27 protein-coding genes and 1 pseudogene are annotated in these 23696 nt (G+C 70.2%); 22 read left to right on the top strand and 6 right to left on the bottom strand.

Annotated features, from left to right (window positions below):
- Nucleotides 1-142 precede the first annotated feature (142 nt).
- The 6 genes and pseudogenes from NUM_RS22065 (at nucleotide 143) to NUM_RS22090 (ending at nucleotide 6743) form a co-directional block, all read left to right on the top strand.
- A complete protein-coding gene (locus NUM_RS22065) occupies nucleotides 143-763 on the top strand; it encodes a hypothetical protein (RefSeq protein ID WP_207126803.1) in 621 nt (206 codons plus the stop codon).
- A 77-nt stretch (nucleotides 764-840) separates the two neighbouring features.
- The gene (locus tag NUM_RS22070; protein WP_207126804.1) at nucleotides 841-1875 is read left to right on the top strand and encodes a DUF5983 family protein; all 1035 of its coding nucleotides are present in this window, start codon (nucleotides 841-843) and stop codon (nucleotides 1873-1875) included.
- Nucleotides 1876-2024: 149 nt separating this feature from the next.
- Nucleotides 2025-2813, top strand: a complete 789-nt coding sequence (locus NUM_RS22075; protein ID WP_207126805.1) for a GP88 family protein — start codon at nucleotides 2025-2027, stop codon at nucleotides 2811-2813.
- Between the two features lie 279 nt (nucleotides 2814-3092).
- Entirely contained in the window at nucleotides 3093-3377 is a 285-nt protein-coding gene (locus NUM_RS22080; protein ID WP_207126806.1) for a hypothetical protein, read from the top strand.
- A 589-nt stretch (nucleotides 3378-3966) separates the two neighbouring features.
- Nucleotides 3967-4830: pseudogene (locus NUM_RS22085) on the top strand (helix-turn-helix domain-containing protein).
- Between the two features lie 1493 nt (nucleotides 4831-6323).
- A complete protein-coding gene (locus tag NUM_RS22090) occupies nucleotides 6324-6743 on the top strand; it encodes a hypothetical protein (protein WP_207126808.1) in 420 nt (139 codons plus the stop codon).
- A 307-nt stretch (nucleotides 6744-7050) separates the two neighbouring features.
- Here the strand turns inward: NUM_RS22090 and NUM_RS22095 are convergent, their stop codons facing one another.
- Both NUM_RS22095 and NUM_RS22100 read right to left on the bottom strand, forming a co-directional pair.
- Nucleotides 7051-7392: a hypothetical protein gene (locus NUM_RS22095; RefSeq protein WP_207126809.1), complete on the bottom strand. Its 342-nt coding sequence runs from the start codon at nucleotides 7390-7392 to the stop codon at nucleotides 7051-7053.
- Between the two features lie 749 nt (nucleotides 7393-8141).
- Nucleotides 8142-8420, bottom strand: coding sequence for a hypothetical protein (locus NUM_RS22100; RefSeq protein WP_207126810.1), 279 nt, complete (start codon nucleotides 8418-8420; stop codon nucleotides 8142-8144).
- 501 nt (nucleotides 8421-8921) lie between these two features.
- Between NUM_RS22100 and NUM_RS22105 the strand changes: the two genes are divergently transcribed.
- The gene (locus NUM_RS22105) at nucleotides 8922-9113 is read left to right on the top strand and encodes a hypothetical protein (protein ID WP_207126811.1); all 192 of its coding nucleotides are present in this window, start codon (nucleotides 8922-8924) and stop codon (nucleotides 9111-9113) included.
- Nucleotides 9114-9372: 259 nt separating this feature from the next.
- Here NUM_RS22105 and NUM_RS22110 read toward each other — a convergent pair whose 3' ends face one another.
- Together NUM_RS22110 and NUM_RS22115 are read right to left on the bottom strand one after the other, a co-directional pair.
- Complete coding sequence (locus NUM_RS22110) at nucleotides 9373-9660, bottom strand: hypothetical protein (protein ID WP_207123081.1); 288 nt, start codon at nucleotides 9658-9660, stop codon at nucleotides 9373-9375.
- A gap of 97 nt (nucleotides 9661-9757) precedes the next feature.
- Entirely contained in the window at nucleotides 9758-9907 is a 150-nt protein-coding gene (locus NUM_RS22115) for a hypothetical protein (RefSeq protein ID WP_207126812.1), read from the bottom strand.
- Nucleotides 9908-10118: 211 nt separating this feature from the next.
- On the opposite strand from NUM_RS22115, the gene NUM_RS22120 reads away from it, so the two are divergent.
- From NUM_RS22120 to NUM_RS37295, 9 genes are all read left to right on the top strand, one after another.
- Nucleotides 10119-10421: a hypothetical protein gene (locus NUM_RS22120; protein ID WP_207126813.1), complete on the top strand. Its 303-nt coding sequence runs from the start codon at nucleotides 10119-10121 to the stop codon at nucleotides 10419-10421.
- 20 nt (nucleotides 10422-10441) lie between these two features.
- Nucleotides 10442-10795: a hypothetical protein gene (locus NUM_RS22125; protein ID WP_207126814.1), complete on the top strand. Its 354-nt coding sequence runs from the start codon at nucleotides 10442-10444 to the stop codon at nucleotides 10793-10795.
- Nucleotides 10792-10926 carry a hypothetical protein gene (locus NUM_RS37705; RefSeq protein WP_263975135.1) on the top strand — a complete coding sequence of 45 codons (135 nt, stop codon included), beginning with the start codon at nucleotides 10792-10794 and terminating at the stop codon, nucleotides 10924-10926. The genes NUM_RS22125 and NUM_RS37705 overlap by 4 nt, the downstream gene beginning before the upstream one ends.
- A gap of 92 nt (nucleotides 10927-11018) precedes the next feature.
- Entirely contained in the window at nucleotides 11019-11360 is a 342-nt protein-coding gene (locus tag NUM_RS22130; RefSeq protein WP_207126815.1) for a nucleoside triphosphate pyrophosphohydrolase family protein, read from the top strand.
- A 177-nt stretch (nucleotides 11361-11537) separates the two neighbouring features.
- Entirely contained in the window at nucleotides 11538-11735 is a 198-nt protein-coding gene (locus NUM_RS22135) for a hypothetical protein (RefSeq protein ID WP_207126816.1), read from the top strand.
- A gap of 181 nt (nucleotides 11736-11916) precedes the next feature.
- Complete coding sequence (locus tag NUM_RS22140; protein WP_207126817.1) at nucleotides 11917-12837, top strand: hypothetical protein; 921 nt, start codon at nucleotides 11917-11919, stop codon at nucleotides 12835-12837.
- Nucleotides 12838-13267: 430 nt separating this feature from the next.
- Nucleotides 13268-13471, top strand: a complete 204-nt coding sequence (locus NUM_RS22145) for a hypothetical protein (RefSeq protein ID WP_207126818.1) — start codon at nucleotides 13268-13270, stop codon at nucleotides 13469-13471.
- Complete coding sequence (locus NUM_RS22150) at nucleotides 13468-15099, top strand: hypothetical protein (RefSeq protein ID WP_207126819.1); 1632 nt, start codon at nucleotides 13468-13470, stop codon at nucleotides 15097-15099. The genes NUM_RS22145 and NUM_RS22150 overlap by 4 nt, the downstream gene beginning before the upstream one ends.
- Nucleotides 15100-15647: 548 nt before the next feature.
- Nucleotides 15648-16400, top strand: a complete 753-nt coding sequence (locus NUM_RS37295; RefSeq protein WP_225918762.1) for an AAA family ATPase — start codon at nucleotides 15648-15650, stop codon at nucleotides 16398-16400.
- A gap of 448 nt (nucleotides 16401-16848) precedes the next feature.
- On the opposite strand, the gene NUM_RS22160 is transcribed toward NUM_RS37295, so the two are convergent.
- Both NUM_RS22160 and NUM_RS22165 read right to left on the bottom strand, forming a co-directional pair.
- Nucleotides 16849-17166 carry a hypothetical protein gene (locus NUM_RS22160; protein ID WP_207126821.1) on the bottom strand — a complete coding sequence of 106 codons (318 nt, stop codon included), beginning with the start codon at nucleotides 17164-17166 and terminating at the stop codon, nucleotides 16849-16851.
- Nucleotides 17167-17303: 137 nt separating this feature from the next.
- Nucleotides 17304-18038, bottom strand: a complete 735-nt coding sequence (locus NUM_RS22165; RefSeq protein ID WP_207126822.1) for a hypothetical protein — start codon at nucleotides 18036-18038, stop codon at nucleotides 17304-17306.
- Nucleotides 18039-18277: 239 nt separating this feature from the next.
- Between NUM_RS22165 and NUM_RS22170 the strand changes: the two genes are divergently transcribed.
- The 6 genes from NUM_RS22170 to NUM_RS22195 all read left to right on the top strand — a co-directional run bounded on the left by NUM_RS22170 (nucleotide 18278) and on the right by NUM_RS22195 (nucleotide 23690).
- Entirely contained in the window at nucleotides 18278-19549 is a 1272-nt protein-coding gene (locus NUM_RS22170; protein ID WP_207126823.1) for a hypothetical protein, read from the top strand.
- 422 nt (nucleotides 19550-19971) lie between these two features.
- On the top strand, nucleotides 19972-21120 hold the full coding sequence (locus tag NUM_RS22175) for a helix-turn-helix domain-containing protein (RefSeq protein ID WP_207126824.1): 1149 nt from the start codon (nucleotides 19972-19974) through the stop codon (nucleotides 21118-21120).
- 247 nt (nucleotides 21121-21367) lie between these two features.
- Entirely contained in the window at nucleotides 21368-21547 is a 180-nt protein-coding gene (locus tag NUM_RS22180; RefSeq protein WP_207126825.1) for a hypothetical protein, read from the top strand.
- The gene (locus tag NUM_RS22185; protein WP_207126826.1) at nucleotides 21547-21759 is read left to right on the top strand and encodes a hypothetical protein; all 213 of its coding nucleotides are present in this window, start codon (nucleotides 21547-21549) and stop codon (nucleotides 21757-21759) included. The genes NUM_RS22180 and NUM_RS22185 overlap by 1 nt, the downstream gene beginning before the upstream one ends.
- Nucleotides 21760-22058: 299 nt before the next feature.
- Nucleotides 22059-22910, top strand: a complete 852-nt coding sequence (locus NUM_RS22190; RefSeq protein ID WP_207126827.1) for a radical SAM/SPASM domain-containing protein — start codon at nucleotides 22059-22061, stop codon at nucleotides 22908-22910.
- 6 nt (nucleotides 22911-22916) lie between these two features.
- Nucleotides 22917-23690 (top strand): hypothetical protein, encoded by a 774-nt coding sequence (locus tag NUM_RS22195; protein ID WP_207126828.1) that lies wholly within the window; start codon nucleotides 22917-22919, stop codon nucleotides 23688-23690.
- The last annotated feature ends 6 nt before the right edge of the window (nucleotides 23691-23696 follow it).

The following is a 23696-nucleotide window of genomic DNA, read 5'->3' on the forward strand; positions in this document are numbered from 1 at the left end:
CCGCCACCCGATGATCGCGAACCGTCCTGCGCGGGCATCGGCCACGTCGGCCGGTGCCCGCGCTCGCCGCCCAAGTCCCACCCGACGGGCGCTACCGCGCCGAGAACACCACAGCCCGCGACTGAAGGAGAGGGGCAACGTCATGCTCATCGCGCACGTCAACAACCACGCCGGCACCATCACCATCTGGCACAGCTGGACCGACCACCACGGCGGCACACACCGTGTGCAGGTCGAATCCTGGCACCACGCGAGGCAGGGCAGCAGCAGCCTTGCCGGTCGCGGCTACCGGGTGATCGGCACCCTCGGAAACGACTATGCCCTGTCGCCAGACCACGACCGGGCCCACGAGGGTGTCCGGCGCGCCCAGACCAGACACGAGCCGTCCTGCCCGGGCTGCGACGGCACGGCCAACACCCGGGACGGGGCCGCCCCGCGCGCGGAAGCGGCCAGTACAGGCCACCGCGACCGGCCTGCGGTGCCCGGCGTGGCGAACCCCGACAACGAGGTGACTGGCCACCAGCGGTGCGACGCGCCGGGCGGCGGGCGGGTCATCAACCAGCACACCAACGACATCGGCGACTACTGCCCCTGGTCCGACGTGGCGGTGTCCGCCGGCTACCCGGCCGACTGCTGCCCGGCCCGCTGCCAGGCCTCGGCGGTGACGTACGCGGATCCGAAGACCACCGCAATCGACGACCACCACACCAGCCGGTCGGTGGGACTCGACCGCACCGCCGACGACAACTCACCCCGGCACTGAACGGCCGGTGCGCACCTGCATAGGTCGGCCGGTGCGCCAACCACCAACCCGTGACCCTGAGTCGACAAGGAGACCCGTTGTACACCGCGCTGATCCACCGACCCGGCTGCCTACCCGACACCACCGAGCCGCCACCCGAGTTCGACACGCCCGCTGATGCCTGGCACTACCTCGCCGAACAACGCGCCGCTGAAGAAGACCACGACCCCGCAGAACCCTGCGATACCGCCGGCGGCGCAGACACCGAGCCCAGCTCCACCTACCAACAACTGGTGCACTGTGCGAATCGGCCCGCCCCGACCGCGGGCTGGGACGGCACCGGAACTATCCACGGCCCCACACCCGGCGCCGACACCCTCGGAGACCTCGGCTGGTGCTACACCGTGGAGGCCATCACCGAACCACTGGACTGCCAGACACCCGGCCACGATCACAACGCCCACGACACCAACGGCACCCCGACCACCGGACCGTCGCGTTGCCCCCAGTGCCGAGCCCTGTGCCACTTCGACGACCGGGTCGGTGACTACCAGCACGACGGGCCCACCATCCCGGACTGTTTCCTGATCCGACGCCACCCGGCGGCCGCGCCCTGCCTGCGCCCCGGCACCGATCTGGACACCACGCCCAGCTCGACCGGCCTCCCACAGGATGCCGCGGCCCCGACCCACTCGGCGGAGCCGCTGACGCGCATCCGCTGGACACGCACCAGCCTGAAACAAGCCTCCCGAACCAGATCCCTGTCCATCGTGCAGCGTGTCGTGGGCTGGTGGATGTCGCTGGGTGCCTCGGTGCGGTCTCTGACCCGCCGTGGCCGCAGCGCCGGCCCCAGGGTTCGGCGGTTGCTGGACATGTCGACCCAGCACATCCCGCTGCAGATCCTGGAGGACGGGTTGCACACCGTGTCCGGGCTGGTCGTCTACTCGACGCGCTACGGCTGGCTGATGTGGGTGCCGGCCGACCCCGCGGCACGAGCCGCCGAACAGATCGACCCGCCGCCAGCCGCACTGGTGGCCATCCAACGGTATGCCCGCCGATACGGCTGCGACTTCGTCCTGTTCGACGCCGACGCAGACACCGACCCGCATCTCCCTCTTTACCCGCAGGCCTGATCGCTCCCACGCGATCGACCGCTGCCCGGCCCCCCGCTTACGGCGACATCCGCGATCGGGCGGGCCGGGCCGAAGCCGGGGCCGACCACGCGCCGCCGTCGCGCTGGCCGGCCCCTTTTTCATGCCCACACAACGGAAGGAACTGCTGGATGAGCGCATCCTCCACGCCGCGCAGGCCGCGGCTGCTGACCCAAAACTCCCGACTGCGACCCCACGGCATCTTCAACTGGACCCTGCCCGCCTGGGCCGGCCGGCTACCCGACGGCCGCACCTACAACACCTGCCCGTCGGCCGGGGTATGCCGACACATCTGTTACGCCCTACACGGCACCTACCGCATCCCGACCGTCAAGGCCCGCCACCAGGCGAACCTGCGGCTGGTCCTCGACGAGTCCGACGCCTTCGCTGCTGCCATGGCCGCCGACCTCGAACTGCCGGTCCTGCAGGGAAAGTGGGTACGCATCCACGACGCCGGCGACTTCTTCACCGACGACTACACCCGCACTTGGCTCCAGCTGATCCGCACCCACCCGGCCGTGCGCTTCTACGCCTACACCAAGGAAATCAGCCGGTTCCGGCGACTCGTGGAACCTGACCCTCCCACCAACTTCCGCTGGGTCTACTCCTACGGCGGCACCCAAGACCACACCCTGGACCCCGCAGCCGACCGGGTCGCCGACGTGTTCCCCACCACCGAGGACGCCAAGGACGCCGGCTACCACTCCCAGGCCGACTGCGACCTGCTCGCAGTCACCGGCCCGGCCCCGGTCGGGGTGACCGCCAACCGCATCCCCGCCGCCCTGCGTTTGCAGGGCGACCGCAGCCTGCGCACCTGGCAGCAGCACAACGCGGCCACCGCACGCCGGCGCCGCCACCGCGGCGCGCCGACCGGGATCGGCTGCACTCACGCCGCCTCCCACGACAGGACCACCACATGACCACCAGCCCCATACCCGAACCCTTCAACGCCGCCGAGCGGCGCCACCCAGACGCTGTGGATGCTCGTTTGCCGCCAGCAAGACGGCCCGTATCCGACAGCAAGAAGCACGAGTGAACGCCCTACAGAACCAGAGGGAATCGTGAGTACCCGAACCATCAGCCTTGACCGAGACCCGTACGCACTGAACGACATCATGAAGTTTGACCACCCGATCAGGTCCACGGGCGACTCTGCCGTACGGGAGTACTTGCCTGGCGTCTACGCGCCGGTGGCTAGCATGAACACTGACTCCGACGGGCAGGTACTCGCCGAACACGAACTCGACATGCTGGCAGAACTGCGATCACAGGGATGGGAAGCACTGACCGGGTGGTCAGGTCAGCATGGCTACAACGGCCCCATCATGCATCCGTCCGAGTTGGTCTGCGGCGCACTTGCCGAGTACATCCTCTCCACACCCGGCACCTACGTTGCCGTCGCGGTGGAGACAGAAGACCAAGACGATCCCGCCGGATGGCTGGTCTTGCGACACATCGAGACTGCCGTCAAGGAGAGCAAGTAGTGATGCGACTGACCATCCACATGCCGTGGACGTTGTCCGCCACGGTCGCGGTTCCGCTGGCTGACTCCGATCGCGTGGCACGTCAACGCATGCGGTCGGTGGGTTGTGCCGGATGTGATGCAGCCGGACAACTACGTGGTACCAATCGCCGATCGTGAACCGGGGTTGCCAACGTGAACGGCAAGCGTCCCGGACCACCAGTACCACCGGCGCCGGATGCCCACCACTCTGGCAGCTAGGAGGACGGCCGGGCCGCGGACCGTGCCAAGGCAGGCATCCCACCCTGATCCTGCAGCCAAGCTTAGGTATCGAACGCGAACACGGCGACTGCTTCCACGCCTGGCTGGACACCCCTCGCTACCACAGACCCGCGCTGACCGCCTTGTGCGACCCGGCGGCTGCCACCGGCTCAGCAGCCGGGCGCGACGGCCCTCAGTACGCCAGATCGCCGGACCGACTCAGACCGCCCACCCCGGGCAAGCCATCCCACGCGCGGTTCAGCCTGTTCCCGGGGGTGCCGTAACTGTTCAGAGCGTTGGAAAGGAACCACGCTGTGCTTGACCACTACGACCCGATGCTGATGCAGCGGATGCTCGCTGTCCGCCTGAGGCAGCTGCGGTACAAGACCGGCCTGTCACAGCGGCAGACCGCTCTGCGAACCGAGTGGTCGATCAACAAGGTCAACCGGATCGAGAACGCCGACAGCACCATCTCGATCACCGACCTCAACGCCCTGCTGGGCCTCTACCGGCTCACCGACCCGCAGGACGACGAGACGCTACGCGACTGGGCCCGCCGTGCCCGACAGCCGGGCTGGACCAGCCCCTACGCGGCCAGCCTCGACCTACGCACCCGCCGTCACCTCGCCTACCAGACCAGCGCCAGCCGCATCCTGATGCTCGACACTCTGCTGATCCCCGACCTGCTGCGCACCGACGACTTCAACCGTCACGTCCGTCGCGCGACGACCGGCGGGGCGCCGCCGACCGACCAGCAACACCACCTCTACAGCCAGATCGACGCCACACGAAGGGCGCAGCTCGCGAAGCGGGCCGACCGCGAGCTGCGGGTCGTGATCGACGAGGCGGTGCTGCTACGCCCGTTCGGCAGCATCGACACCACCATCAACCAACTGCAGTATCTGCGGCGCCTCACCGAGACCGGAACCCTGTAGATGCAGGTGATCCCCTGTGACGGATGGATAGCCCACCGAGGCCAGCCACGGTTCGAGCTCCTGGAGTTCGACCACCCAGCCGCCCCACCCATCGTCGTGTCGCACCTGACCGGGTACCCGCCCGAGAGCCTCTACGACCCGGCCGAGGTCGAACCCTTCCGTGCCCTCGCCTCGCGCCTGGCGGACGCAGCGAGCTCTCCCGACCAAGCGACCGTGATCCTGGGCCGGGCGATCGACCGCCTCCGCAACGGGCCGATCAGCCTCCTTGACACCCAATAGGCGTCCACCGCAACCGACCGCGCCCTGCCGGCGTCTTGGACAGCAGACCAAGTCCGAGACGCCGGCAAGACACACACGACCGTCCCTCGACGGCGGCTGGCGGGCGCGATGCTGCGCTTTTCTCGTGCCCGCTCCTCGGCCCCTGCCCCGACGCACCAAAACCGATCTGGCAGCGAACAGCGCGCAGGCACCGGACGATCGTGTGGTTTCTCTGAGCTGAGCCGACACCGGTTGCGCACGAGACTCGACACCAGCCAATCGGTCACTGGGTCGATGTTCGCGAGTTTCGACACCCGTCTGCGTGCCGGCTCGTTACCACGACGGAACCCAGCCCGCCCGGTCAGGAGGCGCCGTGCATTCCGAGATCTGTCCAGCACGCCGCCAGCGACACGCCCCACGGCCGGCCGAGCTGGCCAGTCTGGTCGCCGACTGTGGGCTGGCCGCAGCCAGCGTGTATGACCCATCGGCCCCCAGCCTGACCAGTCGATATCGGCCCGATCAACCGCCTCGCCGCGCAGGCCACAGCACGGTTAACCGCGGCTGAAGCCGCCGACGATCGAACCTGGCCTGCCGCGGCCACCGACACCGCAGGCTGCGACCGGCGGACCGCACAGCGCGCCGTGGCCGCCGCAGCGGAGGCCATCGCCGCCCAGCTGCCCGACCCGGACCGGCTCGCCGCAGTTGGCGCCTGGCTGCCGTGCTCGGACGCTGCGCACCCCGCGCACCGGGCACTCTGCGGCGGCGCCGGCGACGCCGTCCTCGCCGTGTTGGCCGCCAAGCATGGCGTCGGCGTGGACGAGATGCTGGAGGAGCTGTCCGCGGTGAGTGAGGGCAGACACCCCGCGGACAGGAAGGAGAGAATTCGTCATGACCAGGCAGGAGGACGCCCGAGCCGCCTACCCGCCCGAGGTTGCTGCAGCCCTCGAATCCGCCGGATACGAGGTCGTGCCGAGCACGGCCGACCCCGACGGCGCACTCCAGGTGCGGCTGCCTGGCCGCCGGACGTTGTGGCGACGCCGCGCGACCAAGATCCGTGCTCTGGCCAGTCTGGTCGCGCCAATGGGATGGCTGATCCTGCCCCCTGGCCTTGTTCCACCCGGCCGCGGCGACTGGGTCCTGCTCATCCACCCCGCGGATATCATGGGCAGCCCAGCGGAGGTACTGGTGGGACGGGACATGGGCGCATGGGCGGCGTCAGGAAGCCGGAAGCCCTACCGGCGGTGGCACGGCCCAACGTCTCGTCCAGAACGTGGCCACCAGCACGGCGACCCCACGCCGTAACTCTGCTCCTGCTGCGACGGCAGCGGCCACCCGACCAGACGCCCGCCCGCACCGGGCCGGGTGGGGCGTCCTATCGGGCCGCCGCGCCCTGCGCGTGTGTCGTTGACCCGTTGGGAAGGTCGTCCGAGGCGCCGTTCTCATCCAGCACGGGTACCGGTACCGTGGCAGCGGTCTGCGGTTGGGCACAGGCCCACCTGCGATGCGGAGGTGCCGTGAAGCAGCTCGACCCCCCGATCCCCGACCCGGACTGGCAAGGCCACGTGATCGCAGAGAGCACCGGCTTTCGGTGGCTTGCTGTCCGGCAACTGTTCAACTGGCGCCTGGTTGGAGTCGCCGTGGATGCCGAGCCGATGGACGGCGCCACCTGGGGGTGGTGCTACACCGATCCTCACGCACTGGCCGCCGCGGTAGGCATCTGGAACCCCGACGTGCAGGACGAGCCGCTGGGCTGGCACAAGCGCCCGACCGACACCATTCGCAAGGCGCCCCGCCGGGCAGAAGACCCCGAGTACAACCGGGCCCGCTGCATCCACGGAAACTATATCGACACCAGCACCGCGTGCGGCCACGACCCGTACTGCCCTGACTTCGCTTCCAGCCGGCGACAGGCAGCCAGCATGACTGCCAGGTAACCCGGCTGACGCTCATCGGCACCGGCAGCGCATAGCAGCCGGGTCGTGGCCGCCGCTGGCGCCGGGCGTAGTCGCGAGCCAGGCCACGAACGGGCCTGATAGACCGATCGTCGAGCGCAGCCCGCTCGTCACATCCTCCGGACGAGAGACGACCACGCGGTTCGACCAAATGGACGCTGCACAGCCGCTCATCGGGAGCTGGACGCCACTGAGCGCAACGAGGGGCTCTTCTCGTGCCTACACCATGGGCGTCGCTGATCCCGCGGGCGAGCAGCCAGCCGCTCGCGGTGCTACGGGTTGCCCGTGCCTACCGGCCGGATGCGCCGGGATTCGGGCCGAACAGCTTCGCAGCGCGCTGATCCCCGCCGCTGTGCGTGGTCTGTTGCGCGACGGCCTGGTCGAGCAGCGTGCGCAGCTGGCTGCCGTGGTGGTAGGTGTGGATTGTGCGCGGCCGGCTCAGGACGATCTCGTAGCCGCTGTAGTCATCGCCGACGTCCACGACCGCGTGGGTGAACTCGACCAGGCCGGACAGGGCGCCGCGGCGGGTGCCGGGGCTGACCCAGTCCGGGTCACGCGGCTTGTCGCCGGTCACGGTGCGGCGCGCGGTCGGTGTCGCCAGGAAGGGGCAGGCGACGGCGGCATACAGCATGCGGCGTAGTGGCCGGGTGCCTCGTAGGTGGAGAACTCGCCGGCGGGCTCGGCGCCGCGCTTCAACGTGTACGCGATCCACTTCGAGCTCTGCCCATCCATCACATGCCACACGGTGCCGTCTGGGTCCATCGGCTGGCCGCACACCGAACACCGGTGGGTCAGCGCGCACAGTAGCTGCCGCTCGCCGGATGCCTCCGTGAACTGCGGAACGCCGTGCTGCCAGCGGGTGATCGCCGGTACCGGGATACCGCGGGCATCGCGTGGACGTGCCGCCACGGCGGCAGGCATCGGAACGTCGCTGACCAGCACCCGACCATCCTGCCCGTTCGTCACCGGCGCGGCGACCCGTGGGCTCAGCGTGGGGCAACCTCGACGACCTGCAGCCGCCGCACCGTGGCGTGCCGCATCGTTTCGACCGTGTGAAGCCCCGGGCCAGCACCGCATCCGACAACGATTCCGTCGCGACCCCGTTCGGTATCTGATTCGGCACTATCGGTAGTATTGATGTGCGCAGGTGGTCCGATGGGGGTGTGTCGGTGGCCCGCGTGTGTTGGGGGAATCGTCGGGCGGTCTGGGGGGTCTGCGCGACACGAAGACTCCACGTCCAGCCCGGTTGGCCGGCGCACCACGTGCCCGTCAACCGGGCTGCGCCCATCGCCCGCCGCGACATCGATCCCTGGCGGTGCGGCCCCGACCAGTGCGGGCAGCGTAACGGGCCGAACTGTTGCGCGCCAGCGGCCGTGTCGGTCAGGTCGTGCTGGGGTCGACGGCGGCGGACAGTTCCCGGCAGGAGCGGCGGGATGCCTCGGCCGCGGCGTCGAAGCGGGCGGCGGCGCCGGTGTTGACCGGCCGGTACGCCGTCGCGATCTCGTCCAGGACCTCGCCGAGCGTGTGCATCGTGACCCGCAGGTAGTGCACCAGCGCGTCGTTCGGGTCGAGCACCACATCCTCACCCAGCAACGAGCGCAGCACCCGCGCATCCATCATCAACTTCGCCCCGGCAGCGTCCGGATCCAGCTCGGCCATCCACCCAGAGTCCCGCACCGCCGCCACCCAACCTGGAGCGACTTCATCTTCGAGTCCGGTCAGCTCGGCCCTCCGGGGCCCCTCGACCCCGAGGGCTGGCACTGGTCATCAGAAGGTCCCTGCCGGCCGCAGCCGGCAGGGACCTGAGGAAGCCGGTGGTCGAACAGAACCTTCCACTCCTGCTCGACGACTTCCTGGGCGCGACAAGCCAGAGCCCCCAGCGATGGCTGCCGCGTGGGAACAGACGCTAGTCCAGGCGCGTCAGATGGCGCCATTACTGCCCGCACAGATCACTATGTCGTGGTACATCGGCGGTACTGGTCGGGTGTGGTCGCGCACTCGGCGGCGTAGCGTCCGTCCCGGCGCGGCACATCCCCCCGTGCTGCACCGCCCGGCGGGCCCGGCGCACTGCTCGCGCTGGGCCCGCCCCCCACCGGCCGGGTCGATCTGCGCTCGGCTGAGGGATCGCGGCCAGCACGGCCCGCCCTTACCCTCAACGGTGTGGACAAGCACTCGGCGGTCTGGCACAGCATCAACGGTGACTCGCGCGTGTCCGCGGTCAGCGCACGCGACGGGCAGTTCTACCGGGTCGGCCATCGCGGCGAGCTGCTCACCGAACTCGATTCCTTCATCGAGCTGGCCCACCTGGTGCCGTTGCATCTGCTTGTCGCAGAAGGTCATGACGCCCGGTAGCCCGTCCGTCAACCCCGGTATCACGGACTCGATGCCCGGCATGAAGAGCCTGACCGGCGTAGCGTCCCGGCTCATGCCGCGGTGACGTTCGGTTTCCCCACGGTGATGATCCGGGAGGTGCAGTCGCCTCGCGAGCCCTACCGGACGCGGCGCTGCCGGACACAGCAGTGAAGACCTTCGGATACCCATCGGTCGTCCGGAACCCGACGAGCGAGCCGAAGCGCGTCGTCACTGATCGATGGGCGCGCAGCGCCGAGACTCAGCGCGCGACGCTGATGGAGAGCCGCCAGCGTCGCCGCGCACGCCGCCAGCCGTCCCGGTCCGGGCCGAGCGCCCGGAACCACAACAGCCGCGTGGTCGCGGTCTTGATCAGTGCCTCCGCGACCCGGCCGTCCGCGTCTGGGTGCAGCGCGAGCTCGGCGTGTTTGCCGTCGGCTGACAACACCGCCGTTCGTGGATCGGCCCGCGGGTCACGTTCGGCGATCTGCAGACTTCCACCCAGTGCGGTGAAGTCATCGATCGCGCTGCGCTGCGTCAACGTGGTCATGCAATCCCCTCCAACCAGCCGCCGCACCGCAGCGGATGTCCCGCCACTGACGGCGGCGCGGCGGTACCGGCCGTGCCGGCCGGTCCTCTGTTGACGGTCAGCCCTCCCGGGCGAGTAGATGCACCAGCACCCATCGGCCCAGCTCGGCGATGTGGTCGACTTCGGCCACCAACTCGCCGTGCCATTTGAGCTGGAAGAACTCCCTGATCTCGTGCTCGCCACGGATCCACCCCGGCAGCACATGCACCGTCCACGCTCGTCCAGGCGGCGTCACTCGGTCGCCGTGTCCGCCATGACTGGCAGGCTACGGAGCGTCCCGCACGGTGAACATCGGTCGCGCGGACGATACGGCGCTTCGCCGGTTCGCACCGCCTTGGTGTCGGCATGGCAACTGCGCGCCGTAGATCTGGAGCGCACCGAAACTGATCGCCTCTGCGCTCGGCCGTTTCGACGAGTTCATGCACTCGCGCCCCGAGCGGCTCGGCCAGGTCATCGACGCCGTGCACCGTCAGCGGGCGGGATGGGACCTGGACAGACTCGGCGAGCAGATCACCGGCCGCGCCCACCAGCTGAACGCCAGCCATCCGCTGATCGGCGACGAAGACTTCCGGACCACGCCAGGCTCCGGCCAACTCCCGCGGTTTGGCGTGTTCTTCGACTGGATCATCCCGGACACGATCATCTCGGGCCCGCTCGGTCCTGGAACGACTTCGCTTCTCACCGGCCCGACATCGTCGCCACCATCATCCGGTCCCTGCTGACCACGACCGATCCCGCGGGGATGCTGCACCGAGTGATGGGCCAGCCCGGGCACGTGCACGTGCACCGGCTGCTCGGGCCGGCAGGGCCGGTGCACCGCATCAGCATCAACGGCACCCACCGCACCCACGCGTTCCGGATTCTCGACCTGCCGCTGGTGGCCGCCGAGGCCACGGTGCACCCGTTGCCGGTGACCGTCACCGAGCTGGACATGTGGGGCCCGCAGTTCGACGGGCCAGCAGAGCCGCTGTGGCGAGGCATGATCCGCCGGGGACTCCTGCACGGCCGTATCGTTGCGCAGGAGTGGAGGTCGATCCTGGAACCCTCCACACCGACGCCCCCTGGATTCTGCTTCCCCCGGAACAGACCGTCGTGATCGCCGCCGCCTACGACCGCGTCTACCCCGGCGCCCTCGCCGAGTGGGGGATCGCGCCCCACGCCTGGTGCGACCAGCTCGCCTGGCGCCGGTGGCTGACCGACGACGGCCCCGCGTCGGCACGATCATGATGGTGGGTCAGCGTCGAACGGCTCGACCGCCGAGCCGCGGCCGGGCGTGGGCCTTGACAGCGTGAGCCGTGCCGGTGTCCTACGGTGCCGGGATGGACCTGATGCGGCTGTCGGACGAGGTTGAGGTGGTGTCGAGGGGCTACGCCGCCCGACACCACATTCAGCGAGATGCCACCTGGTTTCTGCTGAAGCTGCAGGAAGAGGTGGGAGAGCTGACCCAGGCATTCCTCATGCGGTCCGGGCAGTCCCGCGCCAAGGGGCACACGCCGCAACAGCTCGACGAACTGTTCGCCAACGAACTGGCGGATGTGGTCTGCCACGCCCTGCTGCTCGCGCGACACCACGATGTGAACATCCAGGACGCGATCACGCGCAAATGGCTGGTGTGGAACAACCACGTCACCACGACCGGCACTACGCACTCGCCGGAGTGACCCACCCTCAGCCGGACCAGACGGTGCGTGGCGACCGGCCGCGAGGTGGTCATGGGCCGCGCACCCGTCGCCGTCGCCAGGTGAGGCGTTCAGAGGCTCTGCCGGCAGGTCACCCACTCGGTGTAACGCCTGGCCCTGGTATCGCGAATAGCGCCTGCCCGGCTTAGCGTCGGCGTCGTGGACGCAGCAACGGGGGCCTGGCGCAGCATCGACGGTGCCTGGCGGGTGAGGGCCATACACGACGACGCCAACGGCGGCGGCGGTGAACAGTTCTACCGGATCACCCACGACGGAAAACACATCGCCGACCTCGACGACTTCGCCCAGCTGGCCCGCTGGGTGCCGCTGCACCTGCTGGTCGACGACGAACCGTAGACCACGCCCCGACACCGTCGCCACGGACAACTTCGACCCCGCTCAACCCGATCCTCCCGACAACCCCTGCTGCACCCCGCACATTGCGGCGCCTGCTGCGGTGGGCCCGCGACGTGGCCCGCCCAGCCCTGCCGCACCCGCCGTCCGCCAGCGAGCAGCCGACGGCTCTACGCTCAACGGGGTGAACAGCGAGACAGCCGGGCAGCGGCGGCGGGTCAAGGTGGAAATCGAGGCGACCGTCGAGATCGTCGACCGGGACGCGGCCGTACGCGCCGCGGTGGAGGTCCTCGATCAGTACCAGTTCGACGACGCCGACCGCGCCGTCAACCAGGACGAGATCCGCGCGGATCTGGCGGAGGCGGTCAACTGGCTGGTCGACCCTCACGGCATACTGCCCGAGACCGAGGGCGTGAGCATCACCGCCACCGACACCAGCACGCAGGAGATCGATGCCGACGGCCAACCGGTCGACACGGCGCCGGACTTCGCGACGTTGTTCCCGGTCTGTCGGTGCGGGAAGGAGTCCTGCACGTCGTGCGCGGGGTTCCAGCTAACACCCCGCACCGCGGCCGTGCTGCATGCCGCGGCGCAGGTGCTGGCCGATGGCGCCTACGACGACGTCGATGCACACGGCGACGAGCCCATCGACGGCAGCGGCTGGATGCTGTTGGATCGGCTGCCACGGCTGACCTGGGGGCAGGACGCGGTCTGGCGCCGCCAGATGGCCCGCGCGTTCGACGACCTCGCCGCCGATCTGGCCGCAGGCGCCTACCCCCGGCCGACCTGCCCGGGCGAGGAGATGGCGCTGCATCTGGTGCTCGCCGACGCGCCCGATCTGGCTGACGCCGACGCTCCCGGCCGGTCACCCGAGCTGGAGCAGCTGTCCGCCCACCCCGACGACTTCGACTGGGAACGGGCCAGCGAGACGCTGCTGCAGGACCTTGACGTGGTGAGCCTGTTCGACGCCGAGGTGGACGGCATCCAGGACCCCGGCAGCGACCTCAACCGTGTCCGGGGCATCGGCGACTACCGGCCCGCCGCATGGTTCCGCACCTTCCCCAACACGCCCGCCCGCGACGGACGCCGACCATTCCGCCGCTGACCGCTGACCGCTGACCGCTGACCGCTGACCCGGCACGCCGCGTCGATTGGCGAGCCGAGCCCTTCGTGGTGATCATGTCGTGATGTGACTCGGAACGCCCGCGCCACGCCCGTGTTCGTCGTGCCCACGGGGCGGCGCTCACCGGGGGGTCTGGCCTTCATCGCAGGATGCGCGGGAACCCGGGAGTGTCGCACGGTGTCGATACCGTTGCTGGCATGGCCGTGGAGCAGTCGGAGGATCGTGCTGCGTTGCAGCAGGTGAAGCGCCGGTTGGAGGCGGAGCTGGCACAGCTGCGGCGCAGGCGCGTCGCTGAGGAGAAGGAAGCCGCGCGGCTGCCAGCTGTACGCTCGGCGCTGGCGACCGCCGCCGGGATCGTGACGCGGGTACCCATCCGCGGTTGCGGTCGGCGCGGTCGGGGCTGGAGCGGGCGGTGGGCGATTACGAGCAGCTGTTGGCGGCGGCGGGCAGGTTACTGGCGCGGGCGAACACCTCGCAGCTTGCGCCGGAGGATCCGCGTGTCCACGCGGTAGAGACCGTTGTGCTTGGTGATGTGCAGGACGCGGTGAGGGCGTTCGTGGCCGCGTGCAACGCCGAGGACGACCGGGCCGGCGACGGGGCGGGTGATGCGCGGTGAAAGGCAAGCACAAGCGGGCCGCCGCGGCACGTCAACAGCGTGGTCTGGCCGAGCAGGTCGCACACCTGGAGGCTGAACTCGCCGCGGAACGGCAACGCGCCGACCAGGCCGCCGCGCAGGCGGCGACGACGCGTGCCGCCCGGGACGAGCTGGCGGCGGTGCAGGCCGCGGTCGAGCGGCGGGTGGCGGCCGATCTGGAGCTGGAGGCCCGTCGCGCTGCCCGGTTGAAGGCGGCGGGGGAGAAGGTCACACGGGCGTTGCAGTCGGTGCGTCAGGTCGACGAGGCACTCACCGGGGGCCGCGGCTCGCATGAGGTCGCCCTCAGCGCGGGCGAGGCGGGGTTGCGGGTGCGCTACCCGGCGGTGCACACCTCGGCGAGCACGCAGTACGCGCGGACCTGGTACCGCAAGCAGACCGGGCGCGCGTTGCAGGAGACCGTCGATGTCAGCCTGGAGGGCTGGATTCCCGACACGGTCGGCCCCGAACTCGACGCGTTGGCCCCGTACGCCCTGTCCAGCGCGGCCGGCGATGAGCCGGAAGCATGGTGGGAGTGGGCGATCCCGCCCTGGATGCGGATCCCCACCGACACCAGAGACGCCGCCGACCTACGCGCCGAGCTCGGCGCCCACACCAGCGGCGCACCCCGCTACCGGCAGGCCAGGTTCCCCGGGCCGCGGCTGCCGACCTCGGCGACGATCCGGACCCCGTGGCGGCACAGCCCGCTGATCGCGACCCCGGCCGACGCCGCGGACCTGACCCACTGGTACCACCGCAGCGCGTTCGCGCAGGACTGGCACAGCACGCAGCGGCCGGTCCCGTTCTTGCTGCCGGCCGCCTACAGCGCCATGTTCGCCGACGCCCGCCCGCTGCCCGACGGGGTGGAGCTGCATCTGCCGTTCCCGCTGGTGTTCGCCCGGTTCAACAACCCCTGGCAGATCAGCGCCGCAGCGACCGCCACCCAAGGCATCCTGACCCGACCGTTCGCGCTGATGCACGCCCGCGGTGAACCGGCCAGCGACCCGAAACCACCCCAGCTGCAGACCGTGCTGCACCGGATGCACGCCTTGGGCCTGGACGACCGCGACATGCTGCCCACCCCGCTGCGCACCCTCGACGTCTCCGGCGGCGAAGTCGAAGGACTCCTGCTGGCCGCCGACTCCGACGGTCACCCGGCCGACGAGTTCGCCTGGTGCATCGCGATCGGATCGGCCTTCGGACTGCCCTTGGCCCGCATCGCCGTTCCGGCGCGGCGATCGCAGGCCCGCTGGGGCGCCCAGGTCACCAACATCATCACCGCCCTCGCGCTGAGCACCTGGCACCGCACCAGCCACACGCCCACCAGCACACACAACACCACCATCGACGGCAATGTCCCCATCGGCGACGAGGTGGACGTGCACGTGCTCGACGTGGAAGCCACCGCACCCCGCCGCAACCACCCGCAGCCGGCCGGTGACCGGCACGTGGCCCCGCACCTGCGCCGCGGGCACTGGCGACGCCAGCGCGTCGGCGCCGGCCGCGCCTCCATCGAATGGACCTGGGTACGGCCGACCACCATCCACGGCGGCCCAGCCAGCATCAACCAGATCTACCAACTGCCCCGATCCACCACGACACCATCGGACTGACACGCATCGACAGCGGGCGCCCACCACGCTCGGGACAGTGCCGCTGGAACTCCATGATCGCGCTGGAGGACCGCATCCGGGCTGAGGCGGAGACCGTCGTCGAGCGTTCGACGACGAACGCGAATGGCGCCGTGGGGCGCCACCGCGGGGGCGCTGGCCCAGATCACCGGCCTGAGGACGCAGATGGAACCTGCGGGGAGAAGCGGCACAGTGGCCAGCTCGTCGAGGCTCGTGAGGCGGTGCGAGATGACGCATCCGACCGTCGCACATCAAGGCGGCAGGATTCTCGTATCGATCGACGTATTGGGCAGATTGCCCGGGACCTCGCTTGGGCGGACGTGAAACGGTCCGGCACATCTCGAGTGCCGGACCGTTCCCATCGCGGATCTCGCCCACCTTCCCCGTGCAGACCCCGGGGCGAGAACTACACCGTACCGGCGGGGAGCGCAGGCAGAATCCGCCGTTCGGACGGCGGTGACCTGCGACATTGCCGTCTCACATGGCCTGCGGGGCCCGGCAAGACCAGGGCCGGGTGGGAGGATAGTGGGGTGTTCGTCCGTCGGGTGAGGTTGCCGGCGGCGGCGTCGACGGGACGGTACCCGTACACGCTGCCGGTGGTGCGCTGGCTGGCGTCGGCGCCGGGGCTGCCGCTGGCTGACGGGGTGACGTTCCTGGTCGGGGAGAACGGGTCGGGCAAGTCCACGCTGATCGAGGCCGTGGCTGTGGCGGCCGGGTTCAACCCGGAAGGCGGTAGCCAGAACTTCCGGTTCGCGACCCGGGCGAGCGAGTCGTCGCTCGGCGACAGCTTGGTGCTGGAGTGGGCGCCGGGGCGTCGGCCGCGGACCGGGTTTTTCCTGCGGGCGGAGTCGTACTACAACGTGGCCTCGGAGATCGAGCGTCTCGACGAGGTCGACGGGGGCATGCTTGCCAGCTACGGCGGTGTGTCTGCGCATGAGCGCTCGCACGGCGAGAGCTTCCTGGATCTGGTGGTGCACCGGTTCGGGCCGGACGGGCTGTACCTGCTGGATGAGCCGGAGGCGGCGCTGTCGGTTCAGGGCTGTCTGGCGCTGCTGGCGCGGATGGTCGAGCTGGTGCGGCAGGGGTGCCAGCTGGTGGTGGCCACGCACTCGCCGATCCTGCTCGCACTGCCCGGCGCGGTCATCCTGCAGGTCGACGAGGCGGGCCGGGTCGAACCGGTCGACTACGACGAGGCGCTGCCGGTGCAGCTGACCCGCGACTTCCTGGCCGCTCCGGACCGGTTCCTCCATCACCTGCTCGCCGAGGCCGACGATGAGCGCTGAGGTGCACCAGGCGGTCGAGCACTTCGGCGTCTGTATGGACGGCAGGCGGCTGCAGGCGGAGACCCGCACGGCACGCGAGCCGACAGCTCGCCGCCCGCCGCCGAAACCGTCAACAGCGTCCGCGGTCAAGATCTGGAAGGCACGGAACCCGAAGGTCAACAATCCCAGCATCGCCACTCGCGATCAGGACCGGGCATGTTCGCGCAGGCCCATCGGGTCTCGACACCCCGCGGCCGGCCTGGGTCCGGCTCGGTGTCGTGTTCGATAGCTACCGGCCGCCTGGCCTCAGGGCCACCACAGTGCGCGAGGCCGCCTTTGGTGGCGATGGCAGGGCCAGGGTGCCGGGCACCTGGTGGGCTGGTGCCGGCTGTCGGTCGGCGGCCCGTACTGGTGGTGGGGGCTGCTCCGGCTTGCGGTCGGCTCCCGCAACCGGCGGTTGTGCCTGCACTTATGCAGCTGATGCCGGCCACCGCGCTGTCGCCCGTACCAGCGACGATCCGCCGATCGGCAGCGGCCCGCTGCCGATCCGGCCGATCGTCACGGGATGATCGACGAGGATCGGCGCAGTCTGCGGGCGGTGGTGCGTGGCCGGGCCGGTTGGCGGGTACGCCGCGCAGACGGGGTTGCGGTCTATGAGGCGGCCCGCCGCCGAGTGGTCCGGGCCGGTGCGGCGCGCGGCGGGGCCGATCGATGCCGGCGAGACATGGAGCGCCACCGTGCTGATCGGCGAGACCGCCGCCGTTACGACCATCGAATACAGCCGCACATGAGGCGGTGACCTGGGTCGAGGCCCAACAGTGGCATGTCGTGCGCGGCCTCGGCTAGCAGGAAGTGAAATGACGCGGGAGCTGCCCACCGTCCGCCGGCGTCAATGTGCGCGGATACGACGGGCGCTGACGCGGCCTACACGGATCGCAGAGTCGGGTCGCCTGCCGCCAGGTGCCACACCTGAGCTCCTCGCAGCAGCGGCAGATACGTGTCAGATTGGGGCAGCGGAGTCGGTCCGGTCAGCGTGATGCCCGGGTTCAGTAGCGCGGCCAGCATCGGCCACACCATGAAGACCAGTGCGCGCACCATGTCCGCCGTCGCGCCGGCCGCAGCGGATCGTATCGATGCAGCCGCATCACGGGCTGACCACGCAAGACTCGGCTGGTCGATGTGGACCCACACCGGGGTGAGGTGCTCCCAGCCGCGGTCGTGGTCAAGCAGCATCCGCAGCTCTGCTCGGCCGGTCTTCACGTCGTGCTCCAGATGCACGTAAAGCCCCACCGTCCACCACATCGACACCTTGCCGTCGTCAGGCGGGGCGACGGGGTTAGCCAGGTAGTAGCAGTGGCCCTCCAACTCCCGCAGCAGCAGAGTGCGGTCGATGGCGAGGTCCATGTCCGCCACCTCCATTCCCAGGCGGGATGCGTCGGGCACGTGGAGGTCGGTGACGTACTGGTCGGGCAGTACGACGTGCCGGCCGGTCAGCGTCCACTGGCCGACCGCGGCGATGCGGCCGATGTCGGCGGGGTCGGGCAGACCAGCTTCCCGGACGATCGCCGCGGACGCGGCCATCGGCAACCAGCACCAGTCAGGCCAGCTGAACTCGGGAGACGAATTGCGCTGGTCCTCGAAGTGCTTGAGCTGCGTCAAGGCGTGGGGGTACCGGGTGCGTAGCTGCTTCTGGTGACCGCCAATGCGGGCCGCGGCATCGGCGACAACCTGCTGCGCTGGAGGGATGGCTACCACCATCAAACCGTACCCGCGGAGCGGGTTCCTGGCACCGCTCGTGGCGGTACGCCCGCTGTTGGTGGGAGTCGGCGCGTACCGGCGCCGTCCTTGGCGAGGCTCAGTAGCAGGTCACTGACGCGCGTCGCCGGTACCGTACGTGCATGACTCGCGACCCCTCTCCCGAGCCGGAGGAGCCATCGCCTGGCCCGGTACATCTTGATCTCGACAACCTGGTCGAACCGCAGCCGAGCGTCGCCCATCGGCGCTACGCGCCGTTGGAACAGCTTGGGCGATCGGTTGCGCGCTCGATCGCGGCCGACCTCGCCCCAAGCGCGCTGCCGGCCAGGGCCGCTGCGTCGTTGGTGCCAGCCGTGCATGGACAGTTGATCGCGGAGGCTGCGGTCGCTGGTTCGTTCGGGCTCGATCTCATGCAGTCCGCGGCGGGCGAGATGCTCCGGGGCTTCTCGTCGGGGACGATCGCCGCCGATCTGCTCGGAGGCAGCCGGCTTCGCGCCGAGTTGGAAGCGGCCCGGCTCCACGACAGGATGCGGGCGCTCAACCAGGAAGTCGCCGGGCGTATCGTCGCGAGCCCGATGATGCAGTGGCAGCGCGACATCCAGCAGATGTATGCCCGGCAGCAGTCGATGTGGGAAGAGGCGCTGCGCAGCACTGTGCTCGCCGCCGGCTACGCCGACTCGATTCGCAGCACGATCATGCCTATCACTGACCGCCTTGCCGGCCAGACGGCGCTGCTGGCCGGGGTCTCCAGCCCACTGGCTCCGGCGGCACGCGCCGCGACAGGCGGGTGGATCGACGCGCTGAACGTCACCGACCACGAGCCGACCATCGAAGCATTGGAGCAGTTCGGCCACGCCACGGAGTCGGTCAACACCGCCGCCTACCTGGTTCGGCAGCGCGACACCCCCACCGGCACCTCCCGCGACGCTGCGCGGGGCCGCCGGGAGGTTCAGTCGCGTCACGGCGTCCAGATCGAACAGTTCCTCGCCGAGGTCGACCAGCGCGTCCGGGAGCACTACGACGGAATCTGGGACGCAATGACCCATCGCGGGCCGGCCTGGCCGTCAGCAGCCGCCCACCACGCGGTCGAAGTCCTGGACGGCACGCTGCGGGCGCTCGCGCCGCACGACGCCGTGCTGGCCTGGCGCGGCGGCTGGCCGGCCACCACACCACGCAAGGCCGCCGATCTGCACGAGGGCCGCCCCACCCGGGCGCTGCGGGTGCGCTACATCGCCGAACAGCGCGGTGTGCCCGCCTCCACTGTCGACTACCTGGCCTCCTCGCTGCGGTCGTCGATGCTGATGCTGCAGGGCGTCAAGCACGCCGGCGACGACACTGCGGCGCTCACCGTCGAGACACTGGTCTACGGCATTGACCTGTTCGTCTACGGTCTGATCGGTCGGCCACACTGCTGACAACGGATCCAGTGGATCACCGACAGCAAGGGGTGGCCCGGCGGGTTCCTCCTGGCGGGCAGGGCGTCGAGACGGCGGGCCGCGCTGACGGACCGACCCGATCCGCCGAACCTGGGTCGGCACTGGCCGTGGATGAATGCACACACGCGTTGCCATCTTCAGGAGCCCTAGCCGGTCGCCGACCGGGTCCACGACACGTTCGCCGATGTCCTCGACAGCCAAGACAGCCGGGATCGTGCAGCAGTCCGTTGCCGCGCCGATGCTGGCCCGCATCCAGCGCCAAGCGCTCAACCGGCCGGGGCCCCTCTTGCGCCGGGCAACGCACCCGCACTGAGCGGGTGAGCGCCTCGAGCGTATGGCCACGCGTACGCTCAGGTTCGAGACAGGCGAGGAGGCGGGGTCCCATGTCCTCTGGTCGTGCCATGCGCGAGGGGGGCCAGAGTAGTGGCCAGCTCGGCGAGCTCATCCGCGGTCTTAGGCTCACACACGGCTGGTCGCAGAGCCGACTTGCCAGCGAAGTGTGCCGCGTGTCCGGCCAGTGCACTGTGACCCGCAGCGAGGTATCGCGATGGGAGACGGGGCGGCGGATACCGACGCCGGTCTGGCTACGGCATCTGGCGGCTGCCCTGCAGACCCCCCTGGCCACGTTTGACGAGGCGGTACGCACGATGGATCGACGCACTCTGATCACCGACTTGGCCGCGACCGCGATCGCGCCGCTGGCGGCGGCCGACCTGATCCGGTCCGGCTTCGCCGCGGCGCTGCGGTCCGGGCGCCCGTCGATCGAGGCGTGGCAGGAGCGGCTGGAGCAGTACGGCCGCGACTACATGACGCAGGGCGCCGGCACGATCCGGCAGCGGCTCGCCGGCGACCTGGTGCTCCTGCAACAACAGCTGGAGCACCCGCAGCTGTGGGCGGTCGCGTCCAAGTTGATGACCCTGTACGGCAAGACGTTCCCGGGCAGCGACGGGGCGAAGGCGGCCGGCTGGTATCAGCTGGCGGCGAATGCGGCGGACCGATCCGGCGACGACGACACCCGCGAATGGGTGCGCGGCCGGGCAGCGATCGCGCTCGGCTACGAGGGCGCGAGTCTGCCGGTGGCAGCGATGTTCGCGAACCAGGCGGTCGCGATTGGCGATGGTCGGCCGACACTGGCCCGGGTCAACGCATTGATGGGCCGAGCGCATGCCGCGGCAATCCTCGGGGACCGGCGCACCGCGCTGCGCCTGGTCGACGATGGCCGCCGCACGTTCGACCACGCCGGCAGCGACGAGCAGGCGTCGGACTACAGCGTCCCGTGGTGGCGGTTCAACGTGTTCACCTCGCTGTTGGGCGCCCGGATCGGCGACGAACAGCTCGTCGATGAGGCGCAGACCGCGGCCCGCTCCGCACTGCCCGCGTCGCTGCCGCGGTTCCGCACCCACCTCGACATGCATCAGGGCATGCTGCTAGCTCGGTTGGGCAACCGGGACGCCGGCGCCACGTACGCGCAATCGGCGCTGGACGAGCTGCCGCCGGAGAAGCACTCTCTGACCCTGCGGATGCTGATGGACGAGATCAAGGCGGGATGACCCACCGCCGCCTGATCCCGGACATTGGCCACTAGTCTGGCCACTCCCTGTGGCCTGCGATGGCGCTTAGCGTCACTGTCATGTGGCGCAGACTACAGCTCTGGTGGCGATGCCGGCCGGCCGGCGACCCCGCTCGCAGCGCGGGCGGAGACACTCTTCGCTCGATCTGGCAGAACGTAACGACCGACCCGTACGGCAACGCGCTGCGCCTGCATGACCAGCGCGCCGTCTCCCGCCGGGGGTCGTCATGATCCTCATCCCTGGTGACCGGATCATCCTCGGCCACAAGCCCGCGGTCACGATCACCGTTCACGAGGCGTACTACCACGTCGATCAGGTCCAGGTCATCACCACCGACGGCCACGCGATCTGGTTACCGGCCGATCGGCTGGAGCTTGCACCGACACCGGTACTGGCGGTGCGGTGATGGGCCGGGCGCCGACGATCGGCGGCGCGGTCGCGCTGCCCGCGTGGATGGGGGTCGGTCCGGTGCGGGTGCTCGACGTTCGCCCCGACCGAATCCCGGGCTGGGTCCAGATCGACGGGTACGAGATCGGCAGGCCAGAGACCGAAACGACGTACCGGGCGGCTCTCGCTCAGCTGCGCACGGTGCCGGACGCGACCTATAGCGCACCGTGAGCGCGGTATCCGCGGCCGGAGAGCCGCCTCGTTCAGACCACATGGGGTCGGTCCCCGCGGGCTGCCGCGATCGAGCCCGTCCGCACCGGTACACGGACGGACCGTCCGAGGGACGCAGTCTTGTTACACCCCCGGCTGGGCGTCCTTCCGCCACCTGGAGCGCCCGGAGCCCCGGCCACCTCCTGTGGCCGGGGCGATCGCGTCGTCGTGCGGTGCACCGGCGGGCGCGCCGTCAGCACCGGCGGAAAGGAGGGTCGCACCACCGCACCTGGGAAGTCTTTCGACGAGGAGGATGAACCGTGCTTGACCAAAGCGAACCCGCAACCGTCACCGCGACGCCGCCCGTACCCCGGGTGGACCGGCTGTGGGCCGAGCTGACCGGCCGTTGCCAGCTGGCCTGTGTCCACTGCTACGCCGAGTCCGGCCCGGACAAGGGGCACGGCCGCATGACGGCCGCCGACTGGATGCGCGTGATCGACGAGGCGAACACGCTGGGCGCCTCGCTGGTGCAGTTCATCGGCGGCGAGCCCACGATGCACCCGCAGTTCGCCGAGATCCTGCGCCACGCCGTCGGTACCGGCATCGGTGTCGAGGTGTACTCCAACCTCGTGCACATCACCGATGAGGTGTGGCAGATGCTGCGCTCGCCGAACGTGTCGCTGGCGTTCTCGTACTACTCCGACGCGCCGGAGCAGCACAACGCGGTGACGGCCCGGCCCAGCCACGCGGCGACCCGCCGCAACGTGGTCAAGGCGGTCGGGTACGGCATCCCGATCCGGGCCGGGGTCATCGACGCCGGGACCGGGCAGGTACCGGGAGCCGAGGCCGACCTGCGGGCGATGGGCGTGACCCGCATCGCGGTCGACCGGATCCGGGCGATCGGCCGCGGCGGCGACAACGACCCGAACGAGCTGTGCGGGCGCTGTGGCCAGGGCGTGGCGGCGATCAGCCCGGACGGCGAGGTGTGGCCGTGCATCTTCTCCCGGTGGATGGGTGTCGGGAACGTGCTCGACGCGCCGCTGGGGGAGATCCTGACCGGCCGGGCGATGGCCGGCGCGGTCGCGTCGATTCCGGCGCCCCGCGCGGTGTGCAACCCTGAGATGGAGTGCTCGCCTGGGCACCCGCCGTCCTCCTGCCAGCCCCGGAGCTGACCTGCGATGAAACCCGATCCCGGCCCCGAATTCTGGCGCTTGATCGAGCCGTACACCGGCCCGGTCGACGCCGTCGAGCACACGGCCCGCGGCTACACCTCGGACGTGACCGCGATCGTGCGTGGCGGGGCCGGGTCGGTGTTCGTCAAGGCCGCGCACGCCGACGGCCCGCACGTCTCGTCGCTGGAGCGCGAGGAGGCAATCAACCCGTACGTGCGGTCCGTGTCGCCGGCGCTGCGCTGGCAGCACCACGGCGGCGGCTGGGTCGCGCTCGGCTTCGACGTCGTCGACGGGCAGCACGCCGACTTCACCGACCCGGCGGACCTGGCCGTCGTCGCCGACCTGGTCGGAGCGGTCGGGAAGATCGGCCTCCCGGACATCGCCCGCGGCTGGGTCGAGTCCCGGTGGGACCGCTACACCGACCGGCCCGACCTGTTCGCCGGCGACGCGCTGCTCTACACCGACATCAACCCCGACAACATCCTGATCAGCGCCGGCGGCCCGGTGGTCGTCGACTGGGCGTGGCCCACCCGCGGCGCCGCGTTCATTGACCCGGCGTGCCTGGTCGTCCAACTCGTCGCCGCCGGGCACAACCCCGCCGACGCCGAGAGCTGGGCGCAACGCTGCCCGGCCTGGGCCGAGGCCGACCCGACGGCCATCGACGCGTTCGCCGACGCCACGGTCGCCATGTACCGGCGGTTCGAGCAACTCGACCCCGCCCCGTGGCGTACCGCGATGACCCAGGCCGTGACTGCCTGGGCGCAGCATCGCCGCAGGTGACCACCC

This window comes from Actinocatenispora comari, assembly GCF_017312725.1.
In the GTDB taxonomy this organism is placed as follows: Bacteria; Actinomycetota; Actinomycetes; order Mycobacteriales; family Micromonosporaceae; genus Actinocatenispora; species Actinocatenispora comari.